Genomic DNA, 25,340 nt, shown 5'->3' on the forward strand with positions numbered 1-25,340 from the left:
AAAGCCGACTATCAAAGTCGGCTTCGTTATCGTTATTCGATTATTTCGTACCAAAGATCTTATCGCCGGCATCGCCCAGCCCCGGGATGATGTACCCGTGCTCGTTCAGCCCCTGGTCGACAGACGCGGTATACAGCTCCACATCCGGGTGCGCTTTTTCCAGCGCCGCGATCCCTTCCGGTGCCGCAACCAGTACCAGCACTTTAATGCTGCTGCAGCCTGCTTTTTTCAGCAGATCGATAGTGGCGATCATTGAACCGCCGGTCGCCAGCATTGGGTCAACCACCAGCGCCATACGCTCGTCGATGTTAGATACCAGCTTCTGGAAGTAAGGTACCGGCTCCAGCGTCTCTTCATTACGGTAGATACCCACCACGCTGATACGCGCGCTCGGTACGTGCTCCAGCACGCCCTCCATCATGCCGAGACCGGCACGCAGGATTGGCACTACGGTAATTTTCTTACCTTTGATCTGCTCAACCTGCACCGGGCCGTTCCAGCCTTCGATGGTCACTTTTTCGGTTTCCAGGTCAGAGGTCGCTTCGTAGGTCAGCAGGCTACCCACTTCAGATGCCAGTTCGCGAAAACGCTTCGTGCTGATGTCATGCTCACGCATCAGGCCCAACTTGTGTTTAACGAGTGGGTGTTTCACTTCCACAATCTTCATTCTCTTTCTCCTCTGAGGTGGCATCCGCAAAAAAATCGCGGGATTATACCGCTTTTTTCAGATTAGGCCATACCCATCTTGCTTGACAGGGATCAAGCGAAGTGATTTAGGGACAAAAAAACCGGAGGCGAGACTCCGGCTTGAGTGCGGGGTTCTGCCGGGTGGCGCTAACGCTTACCCGGCCTACACATCCCGTAGGCCCGGTAAGCGCAGCGCCACCGGGCAATTATAGCTGCTCGCCGTTACTCGCAATCACCTGCTTATACCAGTCGAACGACTTCTTCTTACTGCGGTTCAGCGTGCCGTTACCTTCATTGTCTTTATCGACAAAGATAAAGCCGTAGCGTTTTTTCATTTCGCCCGTACCGGCAGAAACGAGGTCGATACAGCCCCACGGGGTATAGCCCATCAGGTCTACGCCATCTTCCACCACCGCTTTTTTCATCTCACGGATGTGGGCGGCGAGATAGTCAATGCGGTACTGATCATTCACCGTGCCGTCGCTCTCCTGCACGTCGATGGCGCCAAAGCCATTTTCAACGATGAACAGCGGCAGCTGGTAGTGATCCCAGAACCAGTTCAGGGAGTAGCGCAGACCCACCGGGTCAATCTGCCAGCCCCAGTCCGATTTCTGCACGTACGGGTTGGAGACCAGGCTCTTGCTCTCGTCGTAATCCAGTTCCGGGTTGTCCGCCGTCGCTTTGGTGGCGAAAGACATGTAATAGCTGAAGCCGATGTAATCCACGCAGCCCTGGGTCAGCGCCGCTTTATCTTCCTCGGTAATATCCAGCGCGAAACCGCGACGCTCGAAGTAGTTGAGCAGATGCTGCGGATACTTACCGCGCACATGGACGTCGGTGAACCAGTAACGACGGTGCATGGCGTTCATCGCCATCATCATATCGTCGGGCGCGCAGGTCAGCGGATAGATAGGACACATGGCAATCATGCAGCCGATCTGCAGCGACGGGTTAATCTCGCGTCCCGCCTTCACCGCCAGGGCGCTGGCCACCAGCTCATAGTGGGCCGCCTGGAACATCACCGGCTCCCGGTCCTCCCCCGGCGCATACTTCAGCCCGGAGTTGGTGAACGGCGCAAAATCTTCGTGGAAGTTAGCCTGGTTGTTGATCTCGTTAAAAGTCATCCAGTACTTCACTTTATGCTGATAGCGCTGGAATACGACGGTTGCGAAGCGAACGAAGAAGTCGATCAGCTTACGGTTGCGCCATCCGCCGTATTCCGTGACCAGATGGAAAGGCATCTCAAAGTGAGACAGCGTGATAACCGGTTCAATACCGTATTTCAGACATTCATCGAACAGATCGTCATAGAACTTCAGGCCCGCCTCGTTAGGCTCCCGCTCGTCCCCTTTCGGGAAGATGCGCGTCCAGGCGATAGAGGTACGGAAGCATTTGAACCCCATCTCGGCAAAGAGTTTGATGTCTTCCTTATAACGATGGTAAAAATCGATGGCTTCGTGGTTCGGGTAGTTTTTCCCTGGCAGCACGCCGTTGGTGATTTCACGCGGTACGCCGTGGGCGCCGGCGGTCATGACGTCGGCGACGCTCACTCCTTTACCGCCCTCTTGCCAGCCGCCTTCCAGCTGGTGCGCGGCCACCGCGCCGCCCCACAGAAAACCTGCTTTAAATCCTGACATACTCTTTCCCTCATTCGATGTTGCGGATTGCTGACGGATACTGCTGTCTGAAATGGTAAACCGCGCCAATTAACCCGGCGCGGTTGCCGTGGCTGACAACATCGGCGATATCCGCGATGCCAAACCACGTGAGATGGGTGCGAAGCAGGCCCATAAAACCGGGTCGTTCCGCGATACCGCCGCCAATGAAAATGGTCTGCGGATCGAACACATTCGCCAGGTTGTAGAGCCCTGTCGCAATGCCGTTAAGAAAATCATCCACCAGGCGGCGGCATACCACGTCGCCTGCGTCATAACCATCAAAGATGGCTTCGCCGGTCACCTCATCAAGCGCCAGCCCGTGAAAGTCGGCGTAGCGCTTGCGCAGGGTGCGTAACGTGCAGTTTTCATTCATGGAGTGGCGGGCAACACGTCTTGAATCTGCCCTTTCCGTAAGCATGTAGCCGAACTCCCCGGCGCGAAAACGCGCCCCGTGAACCAGCCTGCCGTTGCAGAAAATGGCCCCGCCAATCCCGGTACCGATGGTCAGCACCAGGAAATTGTCGATCCCCGTCGCCTTCCCCTGCCAGCGTTCCGCCAGCAGCACGCAGTTGGCGTCATTCTCTACGGTCACCGGTAACCCCGTCTGCGCCTCAAGCCAGGCCTGCAACGCGAACTGGTCGAAGCGGCGGATTGCCCCTCCCATCTCGATAAACCCGGTATGCGGGTTAACGTACCCCGGCGCGCTGATGGCGATCCCGTCAAGTCCGCGATGCGCCGTCACCCAGCTCAGCATATGCGAAAGGATGGCCTCGCCGTCGCTGTTCTTGATGGCGGCCTTATCCGTTTGCAGAAGCTCTCCCTGCGCTGTCGCGATGCCCATTTTTAATGCGGTGCCACCAATATCGAATGCGGCGATGCTCATGACTTCATCCCTCCTGAATGAAACTGAAACCGGTTTCAGTTCATGATGTTCAATCCGCAAACCGCTGGCAAGCAGATCGCCGAAACCGGTTTCATTTTCGTGAACGGAGTCAAGTTTGCGCGCTGCCAGAGGGGGAACAGAAAAAAAAATCCTCTCGCCGAGAATAGGCTCGCAAACGTTTGCCTGGACTGTTAGAATTGCGCCGATTTTTCTTACTAGCTATGCAATCGCGTGGGGACTTGAGCCGTGACCAACAAAACTTCTCTCAGCTACAAAGATGCCGGTGTTGATATTGACGCAGGTAATGCGCTGGTTGACCGAATCAAAGGTGTGGTGAAAAAAACCCGCCGCCCGGAAGTGATGGGGGGTCTGGGTGGATTCGGCGCACTGTGCGCGCTGCCGCAAAAATATCGTGAACCTGTTCTGGTCTCGGGTACTGACGGTGTAGGCACAAAACTGCGCCTGGCGATGGATTTAAAACGTCACGACACAATCGGTATCGATCTGGTCGCGATGTGTGTAAACGACCTGGTGGTTCAGGGTGCTGAGCCGCTGTTCTTCCTCGATTATTACGCGACCGGCAAACTGGACGTGGATACCGCAGCCAGCGTCATTAACGGTATCGCCGAAGGGTGTCTGCAGTCTGGGTGTGCGCTGGTCGGCGGTGAGACCGCTGAAATGCCGGGCATGTATCACGGCGAAGATTATGACGTCGCAGGCTTCTGCGTCGGCGTGGTAGAAAAATCAGAAATTATCGACGGCAGCAAAGTAGCCGATGGCGATGTGCTGATCGCGCTGGCCTCCAGCGGCCCGCACTCTAACGGCTACTCCCTGGTGCGCAAAATTCTTGAGGTGAGCGGTTGCGACCCACAGACCACCGAGCTTGAAGGTAAACCACTGGCCGATCATCTGCTGGCCCCGACCCGCATCTACGTGAAAAACGTGCTGGAGCTTATCGAGAACGTTGACGTGCACGCCATTGCCCACCTGACGGGCGGCGGCTTCTGGGAAAACATTCCTCGCGTACTGCCGGACAACACGCAGGCGGTGATCGACGAATCCTCATGGCAGTGGCCGGCCGTCTTTAACTGGCTGCAGACCGCAGGTAACGTGAGCTCTCACGAAATGTATCGCACCTTTAACTGCGGCGTCGGTATGGTGATCGCCCTGCCAGCCAGTGAAGCGGATAAAGCGGTTAAGCTGCTGACAGAGAAAGGTGAAAACGCGTGGGAAATCGGTACGATTAAAGCTTCCGATTCCGAACAGCGTGTGGTCATTGAATGAAAAACATCGTGGTGCTCATTTCCGGCAACGGAAGCAATTTGCAGGCGATAATTGACGCCTGCAAACAGAAGAAAATCAACGGCACCATTCGGGCAGTCTTCAGCAACAAGGCCGATGCATTCGGCCTTGAGCGCGCCCGGGAAGCAAACATTCCCGCGCACGCGCTGGAAGCCAGCCAGTTTGCCGGTCGTGAAGCGTTTGACCGCGAACTGGTGCAGGAGATTGATGCCTACGCCCCTGACGTCGTGGTGCTGGCAGGATACATGCGTATTCTGAGCCCGGCCTTTGTCGCGCACTACGCCGGACGTTTGCTGAATATTCACCCTTCGCTTCTGCCGAAATATCCCGGCCTGCACACCCATCGCCAGGTTCTGGAAAACGGCGATGAAGAGCACGGTACCTCGGTGCATTTCGTGACCGACGAACTGGACGGCGGCCCGGTGATCCTGCAGGCCAAAGTCCCGGTCTTTGACGGCGACAGTGAAGAAGACGTGACCGAACGGGTACAGACCCAGGAGCATGCCATTTACCCGCTGGTGGTGAGCTGGTTTGTCGACGGGCGTCTCGAAATGCGCGACGGCGCGGCATGGCTGGATGGCGTGAAGTTACCTCCGCAGGGCTATGCGGCCGAAGAGTAGTTTGTTATGTCGGGTGGCGCTGCGCTTACCCGATATCCCCCTCTCCAACCCTCTAAAATCCTCAACAAAAAAAATAACTGTCATACTTTTCTGGCACTGTTGGACATATCGTGGAAATGCTCGCCATAATAAGGACGAGACGGATTTACCACGTCCTGTGATTGAACTGGAGTGTGAGCTGTAATGGGTCAGGAAAAGTTATATATCGAGAAAGAGCTAAGCTGGTTAGCATTTAACGAACGTGTCCTCCAGGAAGCGGCTGACAAAAGTAACCCGCTGATCGAGCGCATGCGTTTTTTGGGCATTTATTCCAACAACCTGGATGAGTTCTACAAGGTTCGCTTTGCCGAGCTGAAAAGACGCATCATCATCAGCGAAGAACAGGGCTTAAACTCTCACTCGCGTCATCTGTTGGGCAAAATCCAGTCCCGCGTGTTGAAAGCCGATCAGGAATTTGACGGCCTGTATAACGAACTGCTGCTGGAGATGGCACGCAATCAAATCTTCCTGATTAACGAACGTCAGCTTTCCGTTAACCAACAAAACTGGCTGCGCCACTACTTCAAGCAGTATCTGCGCCAGCACATTACCCCGATTCTGATCAACCGCGAAACCGATCTGGTGCAGTTCCTGAAAGATGACTACACCTACCTGGCGGTGGAAATTATTCGCGGTGAATCCATCCGATACGCGCTGCTGGAGATCCCGTCCGATAAGGTGCCGCGCTTTGTGAACCTGCCGCCGGAAACCCCGCGCAGACGCAAGCCGATGATCCTGCTGGATAACATCCTGCGCTACTGTCTGGATGACATCTTTAAAGGCTTCTTCGATTACGACGCGTTAAACGCCTACTCGATGAAGATGACCCGTGACGCCGAATATGACCTAGTGCACGAGATGGAAGCCAGCCTGATGGAGCTGATGTCCTCCAGCCTCAAGCAGCGCCTGACGGCGGAGCCGGTGCGCTTTGTTTATCAGCGCGATATGCCGGACGCGATGGTGGAAATGCTGCGCGAGAAACTGACCATTTCGCGCTATGACTCCATCGTGCCGGGTGGCCGTTACCACAACTTTAAAGACTTTATTGGCTTCCCGAACGTCGGCAAGGCCAATCTGGTAAACAAACCGCTGCCGCGCCTGCGCCATCTGTGGTTTGATAAATTCCGCAACGGTTTCGACGCCATCCGCGAACGCGACGTCCTGCTCTACTATCCGTATCACACGTTTGAACACGTGCTGGAGCTACTGCGTCAGGCCTCCTTCGACCCGAGCGTGCTGGCGATCAAAATCAACATCTACCGCGTGGCCAAAGATTCTCGCATTATCGATGCGATGATCCACGCCGCGCACAACGGTAAAAAAGTTACCGTGGTGGTGGAGCTGCAGGCGCGCTTCGATGAAGAGGCGAACATTCACTGGGCGCGCCGGTTGACGGAAGCGGGCGTACACGTCATCTTCTCCGCGCCGGGGCTGAAAATTCACGCCAAGCTGTTCCTCATCTCCCGCAAAGAGGGTGACGACGTGGTGCGCTATGCCCACATCGGTACCGGGAACTTTAACGAGAAAACCGCGCGAATTTATACCGACTACTCGCTGCTGACCGCTGATGCGCGCATCACCAACGAGGTGCGTCGGGTGTTCAACTTTATTGAGAACCCGTACCGCCCGGTGAGCTTCGACTATCTGCTGGTCTCACCGCAGAACTCGCGTCGTCTGCTGTACGATATGATCGATAAAGAGATCGCCAATGCCCAGAAAGGGCTGTCGTCCGGTATCACCCTGAAGCTCAACAACCTGGTCGACAAAGGCCTGGTAGACCGCCTGTATGCGGCATCCAGCTCCGGCGTGCCGGTTAACCTGCTGATCCGCGGCATGTGCTCGCTGATCCCGGAACTGGAAGGTATCAGCGACAATATTCGGGTGATCAGCATTGTTGACCGCTACCTGGAACACGATCGGGTCTATATTTTTGATAATGCGGGTGATAAGCAGGTCTATCTCTCTTCTGCAGACTGGATGACGCGCAATATTGACTACCGAATTGAAGTCGCGGCACCGCTGCTGGATCCGCGTCTGAAGCAGCAGATCCTCGACATTATCGAGATTCTGTTCAGCGATACCGTGAAAGCACGCTATATCGACAAAGAACTGAGTAACCGCTATGTACCGCGCGGCAACCGCCGTAAAGTGCGGTCACAACTGGCGATTTACGACTATATCAAATCACTCGAGCAACCCGATTAACCTATGCCGATAAATGATAAGACCCCACGCCCGCAGGAATTCGCCGCGGTCGATCTAGGCTCTAACAGTTTCCACATGGTCATCGCCCGTGAGGTGGATGGCGCGCTGCAGATCATCGGTCGTCTGAAGCAGCGCGTACACCTGGCGGATGGCCTTGATGAACGCAGCATGCTTAGCGAAGAGGCGATGGAGCGCGGCTTAAACTGCCTGTCGCTGTTCGCTGAACGTCTGCAGGGCTTTTCGCCCTCCAGCGTGTGCATCGTGGGCACCCATACCCTGCGCCAGGCCCTGAACGCGCCAGAGTTCCTCAAGCGGGCGGAGAAAGTGATCCCCTACCCGATTGAGATCATCTCCGGTAACGAAGAGGCGCGCCTGATTTTTATGGGCGTTGAGCACACCCAGCCGGAAAAAGGGCGCAAGCTGGTTATCGATATCGGCGGCGGCTCTACAGAGCTTGTGATCGGCGAAGACTTTGAGCCACGTCTGGTGGAAAGCCGCCGGATGGGCTGCGTCAGCTTCGCGCAGATGTACTTCCCGGGCGGCACCATCACCCGTGAGAACTTCCAGCGGGCGCGGATGGCAGCCGTCCAGAAACTGGAAAACCTGGCCTGGCAGTACCGGATCCAGGGCTGGAACGTGGCGCTGGGCGCATCAGGCACCATCAAAGCGGCGCATGAAGTGCTGCTGGCGATGGGTGAAAAAGACGGGTTTATCACCCCCGAGCGCCTGACGCTGCTGACCGAAGAAGTGCTGAAACATAAAAGTTTTGACGCCTTAAGCCTGCCGGGGCTTTCCGACGAGCGTAAAGCGGTGTTCGTGCCGGGGCTGGCTATTCTCTGCGGCGTGTTCGATGCGCTGGCCATCAAAGAGCTGCGTCTCTCCGACGGCGCGCTGCGTGAAGGCGTGCTCTACGAGATGGAAGGCCGCTTCCGCCACCAGGATATTCGCAGCCGCACCGCGCAAAGCCTGGCAAACCAGTACAACATCGACCGCGACCAGGCGAAGCGCGTGCTGGAAACCACCGTACAGATGTACGAACAATGGCAGGAGCAGAATCCTAAACTTGCGCATCCGCAGCTCGCCGCTCTGCTGAAATGGGCCGCGATGCTGCACGAAGTGGGACTGAACATTAACCACAGCGGCATGCACCGTCATTCGGCCTACATTCTGCAAAACAGCGATCTGCCGGGCTTCAACCAGGAGCAGCAGACCATGATGGCGACCCTGGTACGCTATCACCGTAAAGCCATCAAGCTCGACGATCTGCCGCGCTTCACGCTGTTCAAGAAGAAGCAGTTCCTGCCGCTGATTCAGCTGCTGCGCCTGGGCGTGTTGCTCAATAACCAACGTCAGGCCACCACCACCCCGCCCACGCTGAAGCTGAAAACTGACGACCATCACTGGACGCTATGCTTCCCGCACGACTGGTTTAGCCAGAACGCGCTGGTCCTGCTGGACCTGGAAAAAGAGCAGCAGTACTGGGAAGCGGTCACCGGCTGGCTGCTCAAGATCGAAGAAGAGAGCGCCGACGTCGCGGCGTAACGGCTCAGGCGTCCGCTACGGGCGCCTCTGCCTCCAGCAGCGAGGCAAGCGCCACCGGCCTGCCAATCAGATATCCCTGCACATAATCGATGCCCAGCGCGTGAACCGCGCTGCGTATCTCTTCGGTCTCGACGTACTCTGCCACCACCAGCATTTTCTTCATGCGCGCCAGATGGCAGATTGAGGCCACTATCTGGTAATCCAGGCTGTTATTGACGATGTTGCGAATAAAGCTGCCGTCAATCTTGAGAATATCGGCATCCACGCTTTTCAGCCGCGCGTAGCTGGCATAGCCGGTGCCAAAATCATCAATCGCAATGCGTACCCCCATTTTCTGCAGCTGCTGGAGGATGTGTTGCGCCTGCTCCCCGTTGCCGAAGGTACTGCACTCCGTCACCTCAAAAATCAGCTGCCATGGCTCAATGGCGTATTTCGCCAGCAGGCGGCTCACCTCAAGCGGGAACTGCACCCGACAAACGGTTGAAGGGGCCAGATTAATGGCAAAACGATGACCGGGTAGTTGCTCGCGGTGTTCTGCCAGGAAGCGCAGGGTGTGGTCCAGCACCCACAAATCCACCCGCGAGGAGAGACCAAACTCCTGCGCGACGGGCAGGAATTGATCGGGGGAGAGCAATAGCCCGTCTACGTCCGGCATCCGCAGCAGGATTTCATGATAGCGGTCACCCCGCAGGCCGCGAACGGGCTGCGCCAGCAGGGTAAAAGCGTTGTTATCGAGCGCCTTTTGCAGGCGACTCATCATCGCGACTTTATCCTTCAGGCTGCGCTGAAGATGGACAGCGCCACGCTGCTGAAGATTTTCCGGATGGTTGGAGGAGAGCGACAGATCGGCAACCACCCCCAGCTCGCCCAGTACCAGATAAAGATGAGTAACCGGGGAGCGGACATAGCAGTAGCTCACGCCAACCTGCGGCTGCAGCGGCATGCCATCCCAGACAAAGCGGAACTGTTTGATATGCTCGTCGAGGGTATCAATGCGCTGCTGGTGTGATTCTGCGTTAAGCCGTACCGCCAGGTCGCAGCCAGTCAGATGATATACCTGCTCATTCGGCTGAAGCGTGCCGTTAATCCACTGCGCCAGCTGCTGTTTGTACAAAATACGCAGCAGCACGCCGTAATTTCGGCCCAGAATTTCCAGCTCCGGAATGCGCAGCAGGCAGAGCGCCGACCATGGGTTCTTTGCCAGATCGCGCGACAGCGCCCGCAGGTTAGGCATATGTACGACCGGGTCGAGCAGCGCCAGCCTGCGGGTGCGTTTATTCACCGCACGCTGACGAGTCGCCAGCATCGACATATAAATCACCACAAACGAGAAGACCAGGTAACTGGAAGAGGTGATCGCCAGCTGGATGTCATACCCCGCGTTCACCGGGATATAGTGGTAAAAATAGTGAATAGACACCAGCAGCACTGGTGTCCAGATTAGCGATATCAGCTTATAGCCAAAACGCATCGCCCCCCAGAGCATCACCGGCATCAGCAACGACAGGGTGTAGTTGGTGGTGAAAATGGAGCTGTTTTCATTCATCGGGAGCAACAGCAGCGAAAGCAACCCGCCAAGCGTAATCGCCCACAGCAAAAACTCAACGAGCGTCACCTTTTTGTCTATCTGAAGACGGATCTGCGAGATAAAACGGGTGAGATAGCGCGGATGACGAATCAGGCGGATCAACAGATAGCTCAACGGCACGCCTGTCAGCCCGCTGACCAGCAGCGCCTGATAGTTAATGAGCGTGCGAATATTGAGAGGGTTGAGCCCCGCCAGGCTCTGACGACTCTCATACACGCCCAGATAGACCGCAAACTGAAACAACACCAGAAACAGCGTTGCAGGACAGAAGACCTGCCAGAACAGGCGCTGCGGCATCAGCCGGATATCGCCGTACCCCGTCATATTGCGTCTGGGGGCAAAAACGCGATAACCGCCCCAGCTCAGCACGAGAGGGACAATAAAATGCAGCACACCGGCGACGGTTTCAAACAGCCCGACCGCGTCGTAATAGCGGATAAACAGCGATAACACAATTCCAGGCACGGCGGCAAAGCCAAAGAAGAGCATTAATGCGAGCAGAAAAGAGAGCGGCAAATAATAGAGCGCCACAATACCGTCGCCCAGCTGCGTCAGGGTATTGGCTGCACTCAGCACGGGCAGCAAAACCACTGGCAAAATAAGCGGCAGCGCCCACCAGCGGTCTTTATTGCGTTTCAGGAAAGCGAGAATGTTCATAGATGCCCGGTTTAACCCCTTTCAGTCCCTGGGGAACATAAAGACAGGCATCCGACCTGACGTACGCGCCGCCCGGCAACGTGCAGGGCGAACAGTGTGGAGGAAGGATTTTAAATACCAGGCTTGAGAATCCGTTGACCTAAATCAAACTAATTTACGCAAATAACGTTTTGCGGCGCTTTTTTGAAATAATTTTCCTCGCGTTATCAAGATGGTAAATGCATTAATAAATTTCAATAACATCAGATAATGTAAACGTTGACGGTTATTTACACATTGCAGAATTGACCCCATCTTCCCGCTGTGCCTTAATATCCTTATCGCCCAAAAGGGCTTACCCAGGAAAAACAGAGTGAGTCAGGTCACGCGTATGCGCAAACGACATCGATTTAACACCCGGATGACCCGCATCATACTGTTAATCAGCTTCCTCTTTTTCTTTGGCCGCTTCGTTTACTCTTCGATTGGCGCCTGGTATCACCATCAGGACAAACTCCAGTCTCAGCAAACCAGCCTGACCGCCGACACGGCTGACCGCTAGCTCGCCGGAGAGTTTTGCACTAACCGAATAATGCCTGCTATCCCTTTGCTGAGGATTTTATCCTGTCGCATCACCACGGCCAGCTGCCGATGCAGCACCGGCGTCAGCGACCTCACGCATAGCCCTTCACGATCGGCTTCCTGTTCCACCGCCATGCGCGGCACAATGCTGTAGCCCAGCCCTGCGCGCACCATGCGCTTGATCGCCTCGATACTGCCAAGCTGCATCACCGGCGTGACCCCTGAGCCACTGGCAGCAAACCAGCCCTCGATCAGCGCCCGGGTACCGCTGCCGGATTCAAAGGCAATCAGCGAGTGAGCATATAACGCCTCCGGGGTAAACGCCCTGAAAGCCTCCTGCTGCTCCCGCGAGGCGATAAAAACAAACTCTTCCTCCATCACCGGCAGAACGTCCAGCGCTCTGCTACTCACTGGCAGCGTCACCAGCCCCATATCGAGACGGTTCTCCTCGATGGCCCTGACGATATCCAGGGTGTTGCCCGTGGTTACCCCCACGTTCAGAAGCGGATAGTCGCGGCGTAGCTGTTCCAGCAGCGGCGGCAGCAGATGAATGCAGGCGGTTGCGCCCGTGCCGAGCGTAATGGTGCCGCTCACATCATGGCTGAAGGCGCTCACGGCGCGAATGGCTTCATCCACCGCCTGCTGAATGCGCTCCCCATGCGCCAGCAGAGCCTCTCCGGCTGCCGTCACCCTGATGCCCCGCCCGGTACGCTCCACCAGTCGCGTTTGCAGAAATTGCTCCAGCTGGCGAATTTGCAGGCTGACAGCGGGCTGGGAAATGCCCAGCAGATCCGCCGCGGCGGAAAAGCTGCCGCGCTGGTGAACCAGACGGAAGGTCGCGAGATAGCCCAGATTAAGCGTCGTCATTCAAAGTTTCTCTTATACCGCGCATAAGGTTGCTGCCCTGCCAGCACAATACCGCGGCCGTTATGCTCAGGACAACTGCATAACGGAGTGAAAACAATGGAAACACCGGCCCTGCCTCGCCGCCTCGCCCTCGCGGCGGGCTGTAATCAGCTCATCAACTGGGGGATCTCGTTTTATATGCCCGGCACCTTCGCGCTGGCCATTTCAGCCGACCGGGGATGGTCATCCCCGCAGATTTACCTCGGCCTGACGCTGGCGATGTTGGTGATGGCGGCGGTCTCGCCGTTTGTCGCCCGTCTGCTGGCGCGCTTTGGCGGCCAGACGGTGGTGATGAGCGGCACATTGCTGATCGCCATCAGTTGCGCAGGGATGGCGTCTACCCAGACGCTGTCTGGCTGGTACTGCGCCTGGCTGGTCACCGGCGTCGGGATGCGCCTGTCGCTGTACGATGCGCTGTTCGCCGCGCTGGTCAACCTCTACGGGCAGCAGGCGCGAAGAACGATCTCACGCGTCACGCTGGCAGGCGGGCTGGCCTCCGCCGTCTTCTGGCCGCTGGGCGATGGCCTGCTCCACATCATGAGCTGGCAGGAGGCGTTACGCGTCTATGCCCTCGCAGGTCTGCTGAGCGCAGCGCTGATACGCACCCTTCCCCGGCAGCGCCTGGCGGTGACGACAAATTACAGCGCGCCGCCGCTGAAAAACGAACGGCGTAACGGCTGGCTTTATGCCGCCTTCATTGCCCTCATCACCTTTGTCTCTAACGGTACGTCCACCCATCTGCCGGAATTTATTGCAAGCTGCGGCCTGCCGGTCGCCATCGGCATGCTGTGGGGATTTGGCCAGACGGGCGCCCGCGCGCTGGAGGTCGTGGCCGGTGCCCGCTTAACGCCCTTCTCTTTAACGCTTTTTACCGCTCTCGCCATGCCGCTCTGTTTTCTTGTGGGGATAAGCAGCGCCCTGTTTGTCTGGTGCGCCGCCGGGTTTGTGCTGGGCTATGGGGCCATCAACGGGCTGGTGACTATCGTTAAAGCCACCCTGCCGCTGGCGCTGTTTAGCGCGGAAAACTATGCCCGCCGCACAGGTCTGCTGCTGATCCCCGCGCAGCTGATGGCGGCAGCGGCGCCGTTTGCTTACGCATGGCTCAACAAAACGCTGGGGACCGCAGGGGCAATGTGGGTTTCCACCGGGTTAACGCTGGTGATTGCCGGTCTGGCGATAACGATTGTGCGCCGTTCGCGCAGGCAGAGTGTAACGCACTGTATCCAGCGCGACACGCTGACAAACGGGTACAAAACGCCCCCTCCGGCAAATATCGCCGATACATAAAAATGGTCTTCTGTCTCCGTTATCACTCTCAACGGATAAGGAGATAAAGATGAATCGTCGATTTTTACTGCTGCCGATACTTGCCCTGGCGTCGGCCAGCGCCAGGGCCGCGCCCCTGGACAACCTCAGCGCCGCAGACGTCAACGGCCCTGCTGCCGTTGCCCCGCTGGAACACCCGCAGCCCCCCGCCAGGCTGATTGTCGATCCACCGCTCGCCGGTCCGCTGAGCAAAGGGGCGGTCTTTATTCAGTATCGTGTCGAAAATCTGCGTATCGAGCCGGTGTTCGGCCCTGATGCGCTCCGGGTGACCCCGCGCATCGGACACATTCACGTGGTGGTGGATGACGCGCCGTGGCACTGGGCAGATACCAGCGGAGAGCCGGTGATTCTGGTGGGACTCCCCGCCGGTAAACACAAGGTCACGATTATTCTGGCCGATCCGACCCATAAGCCTGTCGACCACAAAACCCTTGAATTCACCGTGCCGCCCCATGCGGCGATCCACCATTTTTAAGGAATCTGAAGATGAAAGCACTGTCTGTACTGACGGCAGGCCTGCTGGCCCTTTCCGCCAGCGCCTTCGCGGAGAGTAAAACCAGCGTCGTACTGGTTCATGGCGCGTTTGCCGACGGCAGCAGCTGGAATAAGGTGATTACCCTGTTGCAGAAACAGCACGCAGAGGTGATTGCCGTCCAGCTGCCGCTCACCTCGCTAAAAGATGACGTGGCCGCCACGCAGAGAGCCATCGCCCGGGCGCACGGCGACGTGGTGCTGGTGGGCCACTCGTGGGGCGGCACCGTGATTAGTGAAGCGGGCAACGATGCGCGGGTGAAATCGCTGGTGTATGTGGCGGCGTTCGCGCCGGACTCCGGCCAGTCGACGGCGGATCTCGCGGGAAGCGTCCCTGCGCCGCCGGGCAGCGCGGGCATCGCCAAAACGGCGGACGGCTATTTATATCTGCCAACGGAGGCCGTCAGGAAGGACTTCGCGCCGGATGTGAAACCGGCTGAACAACAGACCATTGCGGCCACGCAGGGGCCAATTAAGGGCGACGCTTTCGCAGAAAAAGTGACTCACGCCGCGTGGCACAACAAACCGAGCTGGTATGTGGTGAGTCAGAATGACCGGATGATTAACCCGGCGCTTGAGCGTGCGATGGCGAAGACGATCCATGCGAAAACCACGGAGGTGGCGGCGAGCCACGTGTCGATGGTAAGCCAGCCGGAGGCCATCGCCCGGACGATTGAGCAGGCGGTCAGGGACAATTAACGACCACGGCGGTTTATTCCACTTTCTGCACTTCCGTATCCCAAGGCAGCAGCGCAGTGCCGTCCTGCGCTGCTGGCGTCATAAAGGGAACCGGCTTGCCCGTCCTCCTGTCGACCAGCAGCGAGTGGCGCTCGCCCTGCGCAAACAAATGCTGTTCTCCCCACTGCCGCAGCGCCACAACGACGGGGAAAAGGCTCTCACCTTTATCGGTCAGCACATATTCCTGATACGCCGTGCCGTCTGATGCCCCCTGTAACGTCAGGATGTCCGCATCAACCAGCTTGCGAAGCCGGTCAGAAAGGATGTTGCGCGCCACCCCGAGGCTACGCTGAAAATCCCCGAAGCGCGTCATGCCGTCAAACGCATTACGCACGATAAGCAGCGACCAGCGATCCCCGATCGCCTCGACGCTGCGGGCAACGGGACAATATTCCTCTTTAACCGTCTTTTGAGACATCTCGTCTTTTCCTTGCAAAGGCCACGCCATAACCAGTTGCATTTTAAAACTGCATAACTTAGCATTCAACCAGTTTCATTTTAAAACCAGATTGATTCAGTCGAGGAATGTTAAACATGTCACTGTCATCAGCCCCTCTTTCAGCCGACATGCCGCGCAGCATGGTCTGGCTCTTTGCCACCGCCAGCGGTTTAAGCGTGGCAAACGTCTATTACGCACAGCCCCTGCTTGACGCGCTGGCCGGAGACTTTGGCATCAGCCCTGCGGCAGTCGGCGGCGTGGTCACCGCCACGCAGATTGGCTGCGCGCTGGCCCTGCTGTTTGTGGTTCCCCTGGGGGATAAAGTGGATCGCCGACGCCTGATGGCACTCCAGCTTGTTGCTCTGGTGGTCACCCTGGCCTCGGTCGGCCTGGCGCAAACCCCCTTCGCGCTTCTTGCCGGTATGCTGGCGACCGGCATGCTGGGTACGGCAATGACGCAAGGGCTGATCGCCTATGCCGCCAGCGCCGCGTCGCCGCATGAACAAGGCCGCGTTGTCGGCGCGGCACAGGGCGGCGTGTTCATGGGTCTGCTGCTCGCGCGCGTCTTTGCTGGCGGCATCAGCGACATCGCGGGCTGGCGCGGGGTTTATCTGTGTGCCGCCGCGCTGATGCTCATCATTGCATTACCGCTGTGGTGGAGGCTCCCCATCCTGCCAGTTGTCACTGCCACGATGAGCTACCCGCGACTGATTGGCTCGATGCTGACGCTGTTGAGACAGGAAAAAGTGCTGCAGATACGCGGCGTGCTGGCGCTGCTGATGTTTGCGTCGTTCAACATTTTCTGGAGCGCGCTGGTGCTGCCACTGAGCGTCCCGCCCTTTAGCTTCTCGCATACCGCGATTGGCGCGTTTGGACTGGCAGGCGCGGTAGGCGCGCTGGCGGCTGGCCGGGCAGGACGCTGGGCCGATCGGGGCTATGCCCAACGCACCAGTGCGGCGGCGCTGATGATTCTGCTGTTGGCATGGTGGCCCTTATCGTTGATGTACCGTTCACTCGGGATCCTGCTTATCGGCATCATACTGCTCGATTCGGGCGGACAGGCGCTACACGTCACCAACCAGAGCCTGATTTTTCGCACCCGTCCCGAGGCGCACAGCCGGCTGGTCGGGCTTTATATGCTGTTTTATGCCGTCGGCAGCGGGCTCGGCGCGATCGGCACGACGATGACGTACGCCCTTGCCGGCTGGCCGGGCGTCTGCCTGCTTGGCGCTTCGGTCAGCCTGCTGGCACTGGTGTTCTGGTGGCTAACCCGCGCTAGCCCCCCTGCTCTGCGGGATAATCGCGATTAATCCACGCGTGGTCCTCTTCCCAGGTGAACATCCATTTGCGCACCGGCCCGGCCATCACGTTGAGGTAATAGCTGTCATACCCGGCCATCGTCGCCACCGGATGATAGCCCTTCGGCACCATGACCACATCACGGTTGTAGACCGCCATGCACTCATCCAGCGTTCTGTCGTCGGTGTAAACCCGCTGCATGCAGAACCCCTGCCCGGGGTTGAGGCGATGGTAGTAGGTCTCCTCCAGATACGTCTCCTGCGGCGGGTTATCCGTGTCGTGCTTGTGGCTCGGGTACGAGCTGGTGCAGCCTTCATTGGTCCACACCTCCACCACCAGCAGGCTGTCGGCGGGCTTATCTTCTGGCAGAATATTGTGCACATAGCGCTGGTTATGGCCTTTGCCCCGCGCTTCAGCGTCGATATCCTGCGGCGCAATCAACCGTGTCGGGTATGTGCCTTTGCCGGGAGCGGCGCAGACTGCCAGCTCCAGCCTCGTCAGCGCCTTCACCTGCACCGTCTCCTGCGGGGTAACGTAAACCGCCCACGGCCTGATGCGCTCGAACGGGCTCATCCGCTCGCCAATGTCGTTAAACTGCGCGGAAGGCGTGCTTATGGAGGCGCGCCCGGCGACCAGCACCAGACAGCGCTCTTCGCTGACGGCGGGCAGCGTCAGCGTCTGCCCCTCCTGCAACTCATACGCCTCAAAGCCGACATATCCCCAGCCGGCGCGTTCCGGCGTAACGCACTGGGTGCGCCCCACCGCGTCCGGCTGTTGCCAGCGTGATAGCAAACGTGACATGTCTCCTCCTCAGATAAGCCCGGCGTCGCGCGCCAGGCGGCTCAGGTTGTTATACCCCAGACGGGCGTAGGTCAGCGGGTGGGCAATTGCCGGATCCTGCTCGGCCTCCACCACCAGCCAGCCGTGATAATCCTGCGCCTTCAGCAGTTGCATAATCGGCGGGTAATCCACGCAGCCGTCGCCCGGCACGGTAAACACGCCGCTCAGCACCGCGTCGAGGAAACTGGTTTTACGGTTTTTCACGTCCGCCAGCACGTCGGCGCGCACGTCTTTGCAGTGGACGTGGTTGATGCGCGACGCCCAGCGCTGCGCCACTGCCAGCGGATCGGCCCCGGCAAAGGTCAGATGACCGGTATCCAGCAGCAATCCGACCTCCGCCCCGGTGTGGGTCATCAGATTGTCCACGTCGTCGGCAGACTCAATCACCGTGCCCATATGGTGATGGTAGGCAATCTGCACGCCCTGCTGCTGCGTATAGCGGGCAAACTCGGTGAGCTTCTCGCCGTACTCTTTCCAGCGCGCCTGCGGGAAGCGCGGACGCAGGTGAACCGGGGTCTGCTGCTCACCGTGAATACAGCCGCTGACTTCGGCAAAGACCAGCACCTTCGCCCCCAGCTCGCGCAGCAGAGTCAGGTGAGACTGCACGGCGGCGATCTCCTCCTCCACACTGCGCTCCAGCAGGCGGCCAGAGTACCAGCCGGAGACCAGCTGCAGGTTATGGCGCTGCAGGATGGGGCCGAGCAGGCGCGCTTCGCGCGGGAATTTATTGCCCAGCTCGAACCCGGCAAAACCGGCCTCTTTTCCCTCGCTCAGACAGGTTTCCAGCGGCGTCTCCGCGCCGAGGGAAGGCAGATCGTCATTCGTCCACGTCAGCGGGTTAATGCCCAGTTGTACACTCATTGTCGTCTCCATTATGCGTGTCCGCGCTCGCGCCACCAGGCGATAAGCTGCAGGTAGTTGTCCCGGATGCGCGCCACCAGCTGCGCATCGTCAATATCGTGTTTCAGCCACGCGCGGGAGGCATCGCCAAACAGCGTGCGTCCCACGGCAAACCCTTTAACCAGCGCCTGTCCCGCTGCGGCTTTGAAGTCAGCGCGCAGCTGTTCTGCCGGGGCATCCAGCCCGAGGATCACCACCCCGCGGCAGTGCGGGTCCCGGCGCGCGACAATCTCGCTCAGCGCCGTCCAGCCGTCGGCGGAGAGCGGCGGCAGCTTCCACCAGTCCGGGTAAATGCCGAGGTTATAGAAGCGGGAGATGGCGCGCAGGTAGAGTTCATCGCTACGCGGCATGCTGGCCGGAAGAATCACCTCCAGCAGCAGCTCATGCCCGGACTGGCAGCAGGCGTGGTACACCTCGGCGATTTTCTGCTCCTGCTCCAGGCGCAGGCCGTGAGCGTCTTCCGGATGGAAGAAGACCAGGCACTTCACCACGTGCTCCTGGGGCCAGCTGATAAGCTGGGTGCCGATGTTGCCGTGTTCCATCTCCAGCGGACGCGAGCCGGGCAGCTCAATGGGGCGGCCAATCCACCACCCTTCACCGGTAATGGCGTTCAGCGCGTCCTGACCAAAGGTGCCGTCGCACAGCAGACCGGCTTTGCCCTCCAGCCCGGCACGACTTGCCGCCTCGCGGCTGGCCTGCAGGATCAACTGCTTCAGCGCCGGAATGCGCCCGATCGACGCGCCGCACTGCAGCGCCATGTCCTCCAGCTGGCTGCGGTGGTCGAAGGCCATTACACACAGCTCCGGCCATTCCCGGCGGCGGGTGGTGACCCGGTGGAGATGGTTAAGACGCGGGTCAAGATCCGGGCGCGGCACCCTTGCGGCGCGCGAGAGATAATCATCCAGCTCGATTTTGCTCGGCATCGCCGGGGCACAGCCGTGGCGCGACACCACCAGCGCGCCGCAGGCGTTGGCGTAACGGCACGCCTGCTCCCAGCCCTCGTCGTTGAGGTAGCCGCGCAGCAGACCAGACATAAACGCGTCTCCCGCGCCGAGGACGTTCAGCACCTCCACGCGCACGCCGGTCACCGTCAGGCCGTCGTCCAGACGGGGCGGAATGGCGCCGGTATAGACCGAACACCCCAGCGCGCCGCGCTTGCAGACCAGCGTTGCCTGACTCACGGCACGCACCTGCCCCAGCGCCTGCAGGGTATCCGTACTGCCGCCGGCAATGTGAAACTCCTCTTCGGTGCCGACAATGACGTCGAAGAGGTGCAGTACCTCCTGCAGCTCGCGGGTGACCTTATCGGCGGCGATAAAGCGCGTTTCGCCGTCTCCTAAGGAGGTCAGCCCCCACAGCACCGGACGGTAGTCGATGTCCAGCACCGTGCGTACGCCGTGACGGCGGGCATAGCCCAGCGCCGTCAGCACCGCCTCGCGGGTCTGCGGGTGAGAAAGATGAGTCCCGGTGATGGCAAGACACCGTGCGGAGGCGATGTAGCTTTCGTCCACATCGCTGCCCGTAATGGCCATATCCGCGCAGTTATCGCGATAAAAAATCAGAGGAAAGGTGTCCCGGTCTTTAATGCCGAGTAGCACCAGCGCCGTAAGGCGTTCTTTGTCGGTAATCAGATGGCTGGTATCGCAGCCCACCTGGTTTAACTCTTCCCGCAGGAAGCGGCCCATATGCTCATCGCCGACGCGCGCCAGCATCGACGAGCGAAGGCCCTGACGTGCGGTGCCGTACGCCACGTTGCCGGACGAGCCGCCGAGGTATTTGGCGAAGCTCGAGACATCCTCCAGACGGGCACCAATCTGCTGGCTGTAGAGGTCTACCGCCACGCGGCCCATGCATATCACATCAAACTGCTTTTCCACGTTGATACCTCATCAGACAATGTCGTTCACGTTCAGCCAGCGGCCCTGCAGGTGCGAGAGCGCAATCGCGTCCAGCACGCGCGACACCTTCCAGCCCTCTTCGAAGTCCGGCCACATCGGCGCGTCGGCGGCTATCCCGTCCACCAGGTCGCGCACCTCCACCGTTTTTTGATCGTTAAAGCCAATCCCGTGGCCCGCCCCCATGCAGAACGCGCCATAGTCCGGGTGTGCGGGGCCGACGAGCAGGGTGCGGAACCCCTGACGGTTCACCGGATCGTCATGCAGATAGAGCTTCAGCTCCGCCATGCGCTCCTGGGTGAAACTGATGGCACCTTTCGTCCCGGTGATCACATATGAGAGCCCCATCTTGCGCCCGCAGGCGACGCGGGAGGTCTCAATAACGCCCTGTGCCCCGCCCGCGAAGCGCACCATCGCGTGGGCCTGATCCTCATTTTCCACGGCGATCATCTCCGACGAACCGGCTTTCGCCGGGCGTTCCGGAACCACGATTTTTAAATCACCGCAAACCTGCTCAATCTCCCCCACCAGGTACTGGGCCATGTTGACGATATGCGCCGCGAGGTCGCCCAGCGCCCCCAGCCCGGCGGTCTCTTTGAAGCAGTGCCAGTGGATCGGCGAAAGCGGGTCGGCCATATAGTCTTCGTTGTGGGTACCGTAGAAGTGGATCACTTCGCCAATCTCGCCGCGGGCGATAATCTCTTTCGCCAGCTGCGCCGTCGGGTTTTTCATGTAGTTGAACCCCACCAGCGTTTTCACCCCTGCCCGCTTCGCGGCGTCGACCATCTCGCGCGCGTCGTGGGCATTGAGCGCCAGCGGCTTCTCGGAGTAGACGTGCTTGCCGTGGCGGATCGCTTCCAGCGCCATCTCTTTATGCAGGTGGTTGGGGGAACAAATATCCACCACGTCAATGGCCGGGTCGGCCACCAGCACCCGCCAGTCTCCGGTTGAGCGGTTGAAGCCAAACGCCTGGGCGCGCGCTGCCGCCAGCTCCGGCGTGACTTCCGCCACCATCTCGCGCACCAGCCTGCCGCGCAGGTTGAACACCGTCGGGGCCTGGGCATAGGCGATGGCATGCGCCTTGCCGATATACCCGGTGCCAATCAATCCAATACGAACCTCTTTCATCGTGATCCTCACAGTGCGCCGCGACGGCTCTTGGCGTAGGTGTCAAACGCCACCGCCAGAACGATAATTAATCCGGTGATAATCTGCTGGTAGTAGGCCGAGACGTTCATCAGCACCAGGCCGTTAATCAGAATACCCATTATGATGGAGCCGATAATGGTGCCGCCGATGCGCCCGTAGCCGCCCATCAGCGAGGTGCCGCCAATCACCACCGAGGCGATGACGCGCAGCTCGAAGGAGATCCCGGCCACCGCCTCGGCGCTCCCCAGACGTGCGCTGAGGATGAAGCCCGCCAGCCCCGCCAGACAGCCAATCAGCACGTAGACGCTGACCAGCACGCGCCTGACGTTCACCCCCGCCAGGCGCGCCGCCTCCGGGTTGCCGCCAATGGCGTAGACGAAGCGGCCCCAGCGGGTTTTATGCAGCGCCAGATAGCCGCCGACGGCGACGATGGCAAAAATCCAGATTGGAATGGAGATGCCGAGCAGCTCCCCGCGTCCCCACCAGCGGTAGCCCTGATCGAAACCGGCAATCGGCGCGCCGTCATTAATTACCAGCGTCAGGCCGCGCCAGATGGTCATCCCGCCGAGGGTGACAATGAACGGCGGCAGGCGCAGGCGGGTGACGCCCAGACCGTGCAGGAAGCCAATCGCCGTGCCCATCGCCAGGCAGATCCCAAGGCCAATCAGCCAGCTCATGCCGCCCCAGGCGTTCGGGTCGACGGTGGTGAAGTTGTCGCCCTTAATCACGTACGCCGCGGTCATGGCGCACACTGCCAGAATGGAGCCGACGGAGAGGTCGATCCCGGCGGTAAGGATGACGAAGGTCATCCCCACGGCCATGATCCCGTAGATGGATACTTCGGTCAGAATGTTGAAAATATTGCGTTCAGAGAAAAAATTGCTGTTCTGCGACTGGAAGAAGATCAGCAGCAGGATCATGAAAATCAGCACCCCAAAGCGCTCGAAGAAGGCGATGGGATCGATGCGTCCGGCACGTTTAACCGGGACCTGCGTTTTAGAAATCATCTGCGTCATGAGTTACTCCGTTATGCCGCGTTCAGGGCGTTGTGGTTGATGGCCATCATCGTCATCAGCCGCTCTTCATTGGCCTCATCGCCATGGATCTCACCGGTGACCCGGCCTTCACTCAGGGTGATGATCCTGTCGGAAACCGCCATCACTTCAGGCAGATCGGAGGAGATCACAATCACCGCCACGCCCTTTTTCGCCATGTCAAACAGCACCTGGTGCACTTCTGATTTGGTTCCCACGTCAATGCCGCGCGTCGGCTCATCAACGATCAGCACCCGCGGGTTGAGCGCCATGCAGCGCGCGAGGATCACTTTTTGCTGGTTACCGCCGGAGAGCTTGCGCACCTCCTGCGCGCTGTTGACCATTTTGATCTGCAGCGCCTGGCGGTAGGACTCAATCAGATCGTCCTCTTTGCGGGTGTTCACGAACCAGCGCCAGTGCAGCAGCGAGGAGAGGCAGGAGAGCGACAGGTTGTCGCGAATCGACAGCCCCAGCACCGCCCCCTCTTTTTTACGGTCTTCCGGTACCAGCGCCACGCCCTGTTCGAGGGCATACAGCGGGTCGCGCGGCTGGTACGGCACGCCGTCCAGCTCAAAGCTGCCCGAGGTAAACGCGTCTGCGCCAAACAGGCAGCGCGCCACTTCGGTACGCCCGGCCCCCACCAGCCCGGCAATGCCTAACACCTCCCCGGCGTGGACATGGAAGCTGATGTCGTGCAGGGCGATACCGTGCGGATCCAGCGGCGGCTTTTCACGGCTCAGCCCCTTCACCGCCAGGCGAACGGGTTTGTCCTCATGGTGGGTTTCACTGGCGGGACGACGGTTAAAGGCCACATCGCGTCCGACCATCAGGCGGATCAGCTGTTCGACGTTGGTCTCCGCCACCGCGCCGGTGCCGGTGAAGCGGCCGTCCTGGAAAACGGTGAAGCGATCGCAAAGCTGGAACACTTCGTGCAGACGGTGGGTGACATAGATAATGCTCACGCCGCGGGTTTTAAGCTCCCGCACCACGCGGTGCAGGCTTTCCACCTCACTGTCGCTCAGCGCGGCGGACGGTTCGTCCATAATGATTAAGCGGGCGTTGAGGGTCAGCGCCCGGGCGATCTCCACCATCTGCTGCTGCGCCACGCTCAGACGGGCGACGGGCGTGGTCGGGGCGACGTTCAGCTGCAGGTAATCGAGAATGACCTGCGCCTCCTGGTTCACCGCCTTTTCGTCGACGATCAGGTTACGCTTGCGCGGTTCGCGCCCGAGAAACATGTTTTCCGCTACGGTCATATTGGGCAGCAGGTTGAATTCCTGATAGATAGTGATAATGCCCTTGTTCTGGCGCTCCACCGGGGAGTCATCCACCGGCAACGTTTCGCCGTTAAACCAGATTTCCCCGCGGGTTTGCGGCTGCGCACCCGCAAGCGCTTTCAGCAGCGTCGATTTTCCCGCCCCGTTTTCCCCCAGCAGGGCGTGAATTTCTCCGCTGCCGACGGTCAGCTGGGCGCTGCTCAGCGCCCAGACGCCGGAAAAGCTTTTTGCCAGGTCGGTCACTTTCAGTAAGGGTTGCGACATCGGTCTGCTCCTCCTCATGATGAGCCGCCAGAGGCGGCTCGGGACATATTAGTTACCGGCCTCACCGATCCGCTCAGCCTGCTGCAGGTTCTCTTTGGTGATCAGCGTCGGCGGGTAGTCGGCCCCGGTGATGGCTTTCTTCTCACGCACGTTCGCCACCAGCTGGCTCATCGCCGTCTGCACCGCGAAGCCCGGACGCTGATCCGCCGTTACCGCCAGCCAGCCGTCGCGCACGCGGGCCAGCGCTTCCGGCACCGCGTCAAAGCCGGTGACCAGAATTTCACCCGGCTTCACGCCCTGGCTCTGCAGGGCTTCAATCGCCCCCAGCGCCATATCATCATTGGCGGAGAGGATCACCTGCGGGCGTTTCGGCAGCGAAGGCAGAACGCTTTCCACGATGCGCATCCCTTCTGAACGCATCCAGTTACCGGTCTGATCGGCGACGATCTTGTACTTATCCCCGCCCGCCTTCAGGCTGTCGCGGATCCCTTTGGTGCGTTCAATGTTGGAGGAAGAGCCCGGCTGGCCGGTCAGCAGAATGATCTCCGCGCCGTCGGGGAATTTGGTTTTTACAAAATCGCCAATCGCCTGGCCGCCCTTGTAGTTGTTGGCGCCGAAGTGCGGCACTTTTTTCTGGCTGTCGACGGAGCGGTCAAGGGTGACGACCGGCAGCTTCGCATCCTGAATTTCATCCACTGCGCTTGAGACCGCGTTGACGTCATTCGGGGAGACGATAAAGCCCTGAGCCCCGCGGGTAATGGCATTTTCCAGGTCAGCCACCTGTTTTGGCGAGCTGCCCTGGCCGTCCAGCACCTGAAGCTTAACGCCCATCTCTTTTGCGGCTTTCACCGCCGTGCGCTGCATGTGAACTTCAAACGGCATGGCCAGGTTTGGGGTACTGAAAACAATTTGCTCGTTTTCGGCGAAGGCGGCCCCGGATGTCATGGCGATGAGGGCGGCTACGATCAGTTTTTTCATTATTATGTCTCTCTGTGTAGGG

The 25,340-nt window shown here is 59.1% G+C and carries 22 protein-coding genes; 9 read left to right on the forward strand and 13 right to left on the reverse strand.

Features of this window, described 5'->3' with window-relative positions; translation table 11 throughout:
* Window positions 1-40: 40 nt before the first annotated feature.
* The 3 genes from upp to bglK form a co-directional block, all read right to left on the reverse strand.
* Window positions 41-667: a uracil phosphoribosyltransferase gene (gene upp, locus SP99_RS16310; RefSeq protein WP_003860560.1), complete on the reverse strand. Its 627-nt coding sequence runs from the start codon at window positions 665-667 to the stop codon at window positions 41-43.
* A 226-nt stretch (window positions 668-893) separates the two neighbouring features.
* Window positions 894-2,324 (reverse strand): 6-phospho-beta-glucosidase, encoded by a 1,431-nt coding sequence (locus SP99_RS16315; protein ID WP_047959202.1) that lies wholly within the window; start codon window positions 2,322-2,324, stop codon window positions 894-896.
* Between the two features lie 10 nt (window positions 2,325-2,334).
* Window positions 2,335-3,228, reverse strand: a complete 894-nt coding sequence (gene bglK / locus SP99_RS16320) for a beta-glucoside kinase BglK (RefSeq protein WP_047959203.1) — start codon at window positions 3,226-3,228, stop codon at window positions 2,335-2,337.
* Between the two features lie 246 nt (window positions 3,229-3,474).
* On the opposite strand from bglK, the gene purM reads away from it, so the two are divergent.
* From purM to ppx, 4 genes are all read left to right on the forward strand, one after another.
* The gene (gene purM, locus SP99_RS16325) at window positions 3,475-4,512 is read left to right on the forward strand and encodes a phosphoribosylformylglycinamidine cyclo-ligase (RefSeq protein WP_047959204.1); all 1,038 of its coding nucleotides are present in this window, start codon (window positions 3,475-3,477) and stop codon (window positions 4,510-4,512) included.
* Window positions 4,509-5,150 carry a phosphoribosylglycinamide formyltransferase gene (gene purN / locus SP99_RS16330; protein ID WP_032675307.1) on the forward strand — a complete coding sequence of 214 codons (642 nt, stop codon included), beginning with the start codon at window positions 4,509-4,511 and terminating at the stop codon, window positions 5,148-5,150. The genes purM and purN overlap by 4 nt, the downstream gene beginning before the upstream one ends.
* A 183-nt stretch (window positions 5,151-5,333) precedes the next feature.
* Window positions 5,334-7,394 carry a polyphosphate kinase 1 gene (gene ppk1, locus SP99_RS16335; RefSeq protein WP_025758934.1) on the forward strand — a complete coding sequence of 687 codons (2,061 nt, stop codon included), beginning with the start codon at window positions 5,334-5,336 and terminating at the stop codon, window positions 7,392-7,394.
* Window positions 7,395-7,397: 3 nt separating this feature from the next.
* Window positions 7,398-8,936 carry an exopolyphosphatase gene (gene ppx, locus SP99_RS16340; RefSeq protein WP_025758933.1) on the forward strand — a complete coding sequence of 513 codons (1,539 nt, stop codon included), beginning with the start codon at window positions 7,398-7,400 and terminating at the stop codon, window positions 8,934-8,936.
* A gap of 4 nt (window positions 8,937-8,940) precedes the next feature.
* On the opposite strand, the gene SP99_RS16345 is transcribed toward ppx, so the two are convergent.
* A complete protein-coding gene (locus tag SP99_RS16345; RefSeq protein WP_047959205.1) occupies window positions 8,941-11,181 on the reverse strand; it encodes an EAL domain-containing protein in 2,241 nt (746 codons plus the stop codon).
* A 352-nt stretch (window positions 11,182-11,533) separates the two neighbouring features.
* On the opposite strand from SP99_RS16345, the gene SP99_RS16350 reads away from it, so the two are divergent.
* Complete coding sequence (locus SP99_RS16350; protein ID WP_053060162.1) at window positions 11,534-11,722, forward strand: YfgG family protein; 189 nt, start codon at window positions 11,534-11,536, stop codon at window positions 11,720-11,722.
* On the opposite strand, the gene SP99_RS16355 is transcribed toward SP99_RS16350, so the two are convergent.
* A complete protein-coding gene (locus tag SP99_RS16355; RefSeq protein ID WP_047959206.1) occupies window positions 11,719-12,609 on the reverse strand; it encodes a LysR family transcriptional regulator in 891 nt (296 codons plus the stop codon). The two genes, SP99_RS16350 and SP99_RS16355, sit on opposite strands and share 4 nt — an antisense overlap.
* Before the next feature lie 96 nt (window positions 12,610-12,705).
* Between SP99_RS16355 and SP99_RS16360 the strand changes: the two genes are divergently transcribed.
* The 3 genes from SP99_RS16360 to SP99_RS16370 are packed head-to-tail and all read left to right on the forward strand — an operon-like array spanning window position 12,706 to window position 15,204.
* A complete protein-coding gene (locus SP99_RS16360; protein ID WP_047959207.1) occupies window positions 12,706-13,935 on the forward strand; it encodes an MFS transporter in 1,230 nt (409 codons plus the stop codon).
* A gap of 49 nt (window positions 13,936-13,984) precedes the next feature.
* Entirely contained in the window at window positions 13,985-14,449 is a 465-nt protein-coding gene (locus SP99_RS16365) for a DUF6130 family protein (RefSeq protein WP_047959208.1), read from the forward strand.
* 11 nt (window positions 14,450-14,460) lie between these two features.
* Window positions 14,461-15,204, forward strand: coding sequence for an alpha/beta fold hydrolase (locus SP99_RS16370; protein WP_047959209.1), 744 nt, complete (start codon window positions 14,461-14,463; stop codon window positions 15,202-15,204).
* A gap of 13 nt (window positions 15,205-15,217) precedes the next feature.
* Here the strand turns inward: SP99_RS16370 and SP99_RS16375 are convergent, their stop codons facing one another.
* Window positions 15,218-15,661 carry a winged helix-turn-helix transcriptional regulator gene (locus tag SP99_RS16375; protein ID WP_047959210.1) on the reverse strand — a complete coding sequence of 148 codons (444 nt, stop codon included), beginning with the start codon at window positions 15,659-15,661 and terminating at the stop codon, window positions 15,218-15,220.
* Between the two features lie 116 nt (window positions 15,662-15,777).
* Between SP99_RS16375 and SP99_RS16380 the strand changes: the two genes are divergently transcribed.
* Window positions 15,778-16,992 carry an MFS transporter gene (locus SP99_RS16380; protein WP_442855341.1) on the forward strand — a complete coding sequence of 405 codons (1,215 nt, stop codon included), beginning with the start codon at window positions 15,778-15,780 and terminating at the stop codon, window positions 16,990-16,992.
* Here SP99_RS16380 and iolB read toward each other — a convergent pair.
* Genes iolB through SP99_RS16415 form a run of 7 tightly spaced genes read right to left on the reverse strand, consistent with a single transcriptional unit; the run spans window position 16,958 to window position 25,318 of the window.
* Window positions 16,958-17,782 carry a 5-deoxy-glucuronate isomerase gene (gene iolB, locus SP99_RS16385; RefSeq protein ID WP_047959212.1) on the reverse strand — a complete coding sequence of 275 codons (825 nt, stop codon included), beginning with the start codon at window positions 17,780-17,782 and terminating at the stop codon, window positions 16,958-16,960. The two genes, SP99_RS16380 and iolB, sit on opposite strands and share 35 nt — an antisense overlap.
* 9 nt (window positions 17,783-17,791) lie before the next feature.
* Entirely contained in the window at window positions 17,792-18,682 is an 891-nt protein-coding gene (gene iolE / locus SP99_RS16390) for a myo-inosose-2 dehydratase (RefSeq protein WP_047959213.1), read from the reverse strand.
* A gap of 11 nt (window positions 18,683-18,693) precedes the next feature.
* Window positions 18,694-20,598 (reverse strand): bifunctional 5-dehydro-2-deoxygluconokinase/5-dehydro-2-deoxyphosphogluconate aldolase, encoded by a 1,905-nt coding sequence (locus SP99_RS16395; protein WP_047959214.1) that lies wholly within the window; start codon window positions 20,596-20,598, stop codon window positions 18,694-18,696.
* A gap of 12 nt (window positions 20,599-20,610) precedes the next feature.
* Window positions 20,611-21,744 (reverse strand): Gfo/Idh/MocA family protein, encoded by a 1,134-nt coding sequence (locus tag SP99_RS16400; RefSeq protein WP_047959215.1) that lies wholly within the window; start codon window positions 21,742-21,744, stop codon window positions 20,611-20,613.
* 8 nt (window positions 21,745-21,752) lie between these two features.
* A complete protein-coding gene (locus SP99_RS16405) occupies window positions 21,753-22,781 on the reverse strand; it encodes an ABC transporter permease (RefSeq protein WP_025758920.1) in 1,029 nt (342 codons plus the stop codon).
* Between the two features lie 11 nt (window positions 22,782-22,792).
* On the reverse strand, window positions 22,793-24,340 hold the full coding sequence (locus SP99_RS16410; protein ID WP_047959216.1) for a sugar ABC transporter ATP-binding protein: 1,548 nt from the start codon (window positions 24,338-24,340) through the stop codon (window positions 22,793-22,795).
* Window positions 24,341-24,388: 48 nt separating this feature from the next.
* Window positions 24,389-25,318, reverse strand: coding sequence for a sugar ABC transporter substrate-binding protein (locus tag SP99_RS16415; RefSeq protein WP_025758918.1), 930 nt, complete (start codon window positions 25,316-25,318; stop codon window positions 24,389-24,391).
* Window positions 25,319-25,340 lie beyond the last annotated feature (22 nt).

The sequence above is a fragment of the Enterobacter sp. BIDMC92 genome, assembly GCF_001030225.1.
GTDB lineage: Bacteria > Pseudomonadota > Gammaproteobacteria > Enterobacterales > Enterobacteriaceae > Enterobacter > Enterobacter sichuanensis.

What these genes read in the sequence shown, in the direction of transcription:
- upp (WP_003860560.1), bottom strand. Translation starts at nt 667, where the DNA reads ATGAAGATTGTGGAAGTGAAACACCCACTCGTTAAACACAAGTTGGGC.
- SP99_RS16315 (WP_047959202.1), bottom strand. Translation starts at nt 2,324, where the DNA reads ATGTCAGGATTTAAAGCAGGTTTTCTGTGGGGCGGCGCGGTGGCCGCG.
- bglK (WP_047959203.1), bottom strand. Translation starts at nt 3,228, where the DNA reads ATGAGCATCGCCGCATTCGATATTGGTGGCACCGCATTAAAAATGGGC.
- purN (WP_032675307.1), top strand. Translation starts at nt 4,509, where the DNA reads ATGAAAAACATCGTGGTGCTCATTTCCGGCAACGGAAGCAATTTGCAG.
- ppk1 (WP_025758934.1), top strand. Translation starts at nt 5,334, where the DNA reads ATGGGTCAGGAAAAGTTATATATCGAGAAAGAGCTAAGCTGGTTAGCA.
- ppx (WP_025758933.1), top strand. Translation starts at nt 7,398, where the DNA reads ATGCCGATAAATGATAAGACCCCACGCCCGCAGGAATTCGCCGCGGTC.
- SP99_RS16345 (WP_047959205.1), bottom strand. Translation starts at nt 11,181, where the DNA reads ATGAACATTCTCGCTTTCCTGAAACGCAATAAAGACCGCTGGTGGGCG.
- SP99_RS16355 (WP_047959206.1), bottom strand. Translation starts at nt 12,609, where the DNA reads ATGACGACGCTTAATCTGGGCTATCTCGCGACCTTCCGTCTGGTTCAC.
- SP99_RS16360 (WP_047959207.1), top strand. Translation starts at nt 12,706, where the DNA reads ATGGAAACACCGGCCCTGCCTCGCCGCCTCGCCCTCGCGGCGGGCTGT.
- SP99_RS16365 (WP_047959208.1), top strand. Translation starts at nt 13,985, where the DNA reads ATGAATCGTCGATTTTTACTGCTGCCGATACTTGCCCTGGCGTCGGCC.
- SP99_RS16370 (WP_047959209.1), top strand. Translation starts at nt 14,461, where the DNA reads ATGAAAGCACTGTCTGTACTGACGGCAGGCCTGCTGGCCCTTTCCGCC.
- SP99_RS16375 (WP_047959210.1), bottom strand. Translation starts at nt 15,661, where the DNA reads ATGTCTCAAAAGACGGTTAAAGAGGAATATTGTCCCGTTGCCCGCAGC.
- SP99_RS16380 (WP_442855341.1), top strand. Translation starts at nt 15,778, where the DNA reads ATGTCACTGTCATCAGCCCCTCTTTCAGCCGACATGCCGCGCAGCATG.
- iolB (WP_047959212.1), bottom strand. Translation starts at nt 17,782, where the DNA reads ATGTCACGTTTGCTATCACGCTGGCAACAGCCGGACGCGGTGGGGCGC.
- iolE (WP_047959213.1), bottom strand. Translation starts at nt 18,682, where the DNA reads ATGAGTGTACAACTGGGCATTAACCCGCTGACGTGGACGAATGACGAT.
- SP99_RS16400 (WP_047959215.1), bottom strand. Translation starts at nt 21,744, where the DNA reads ATGAAAGAGGTTCGTATTGGATTGATTGGCACCGGGTATATCGGCAAG.
- SP99_RS16405 (WP_025758920.1), bottom strand. Translation starts at nt 22,781, where the DNA reads ATGACGCAGATGATTTCTAAAACGCAGGTCCCGGTTAAACGTGCCGGA.
- SP99_RS16410 (WP_047959216.1), bottom strand. Translation starts at nt 24,340, where the DNA reads ATGTCGCAACCCTTACTGAAAGTGACCGACCTGGCAAAAAGCTTTTCC.
- SP99_RS16415 (WP_025758918.1), bottom strand. Translation starts at nt 25,318, where the DNA reads ATGAAAAAACTGATCGTAGCCGCCCTCATCGCCATGACATCCGGGGCC.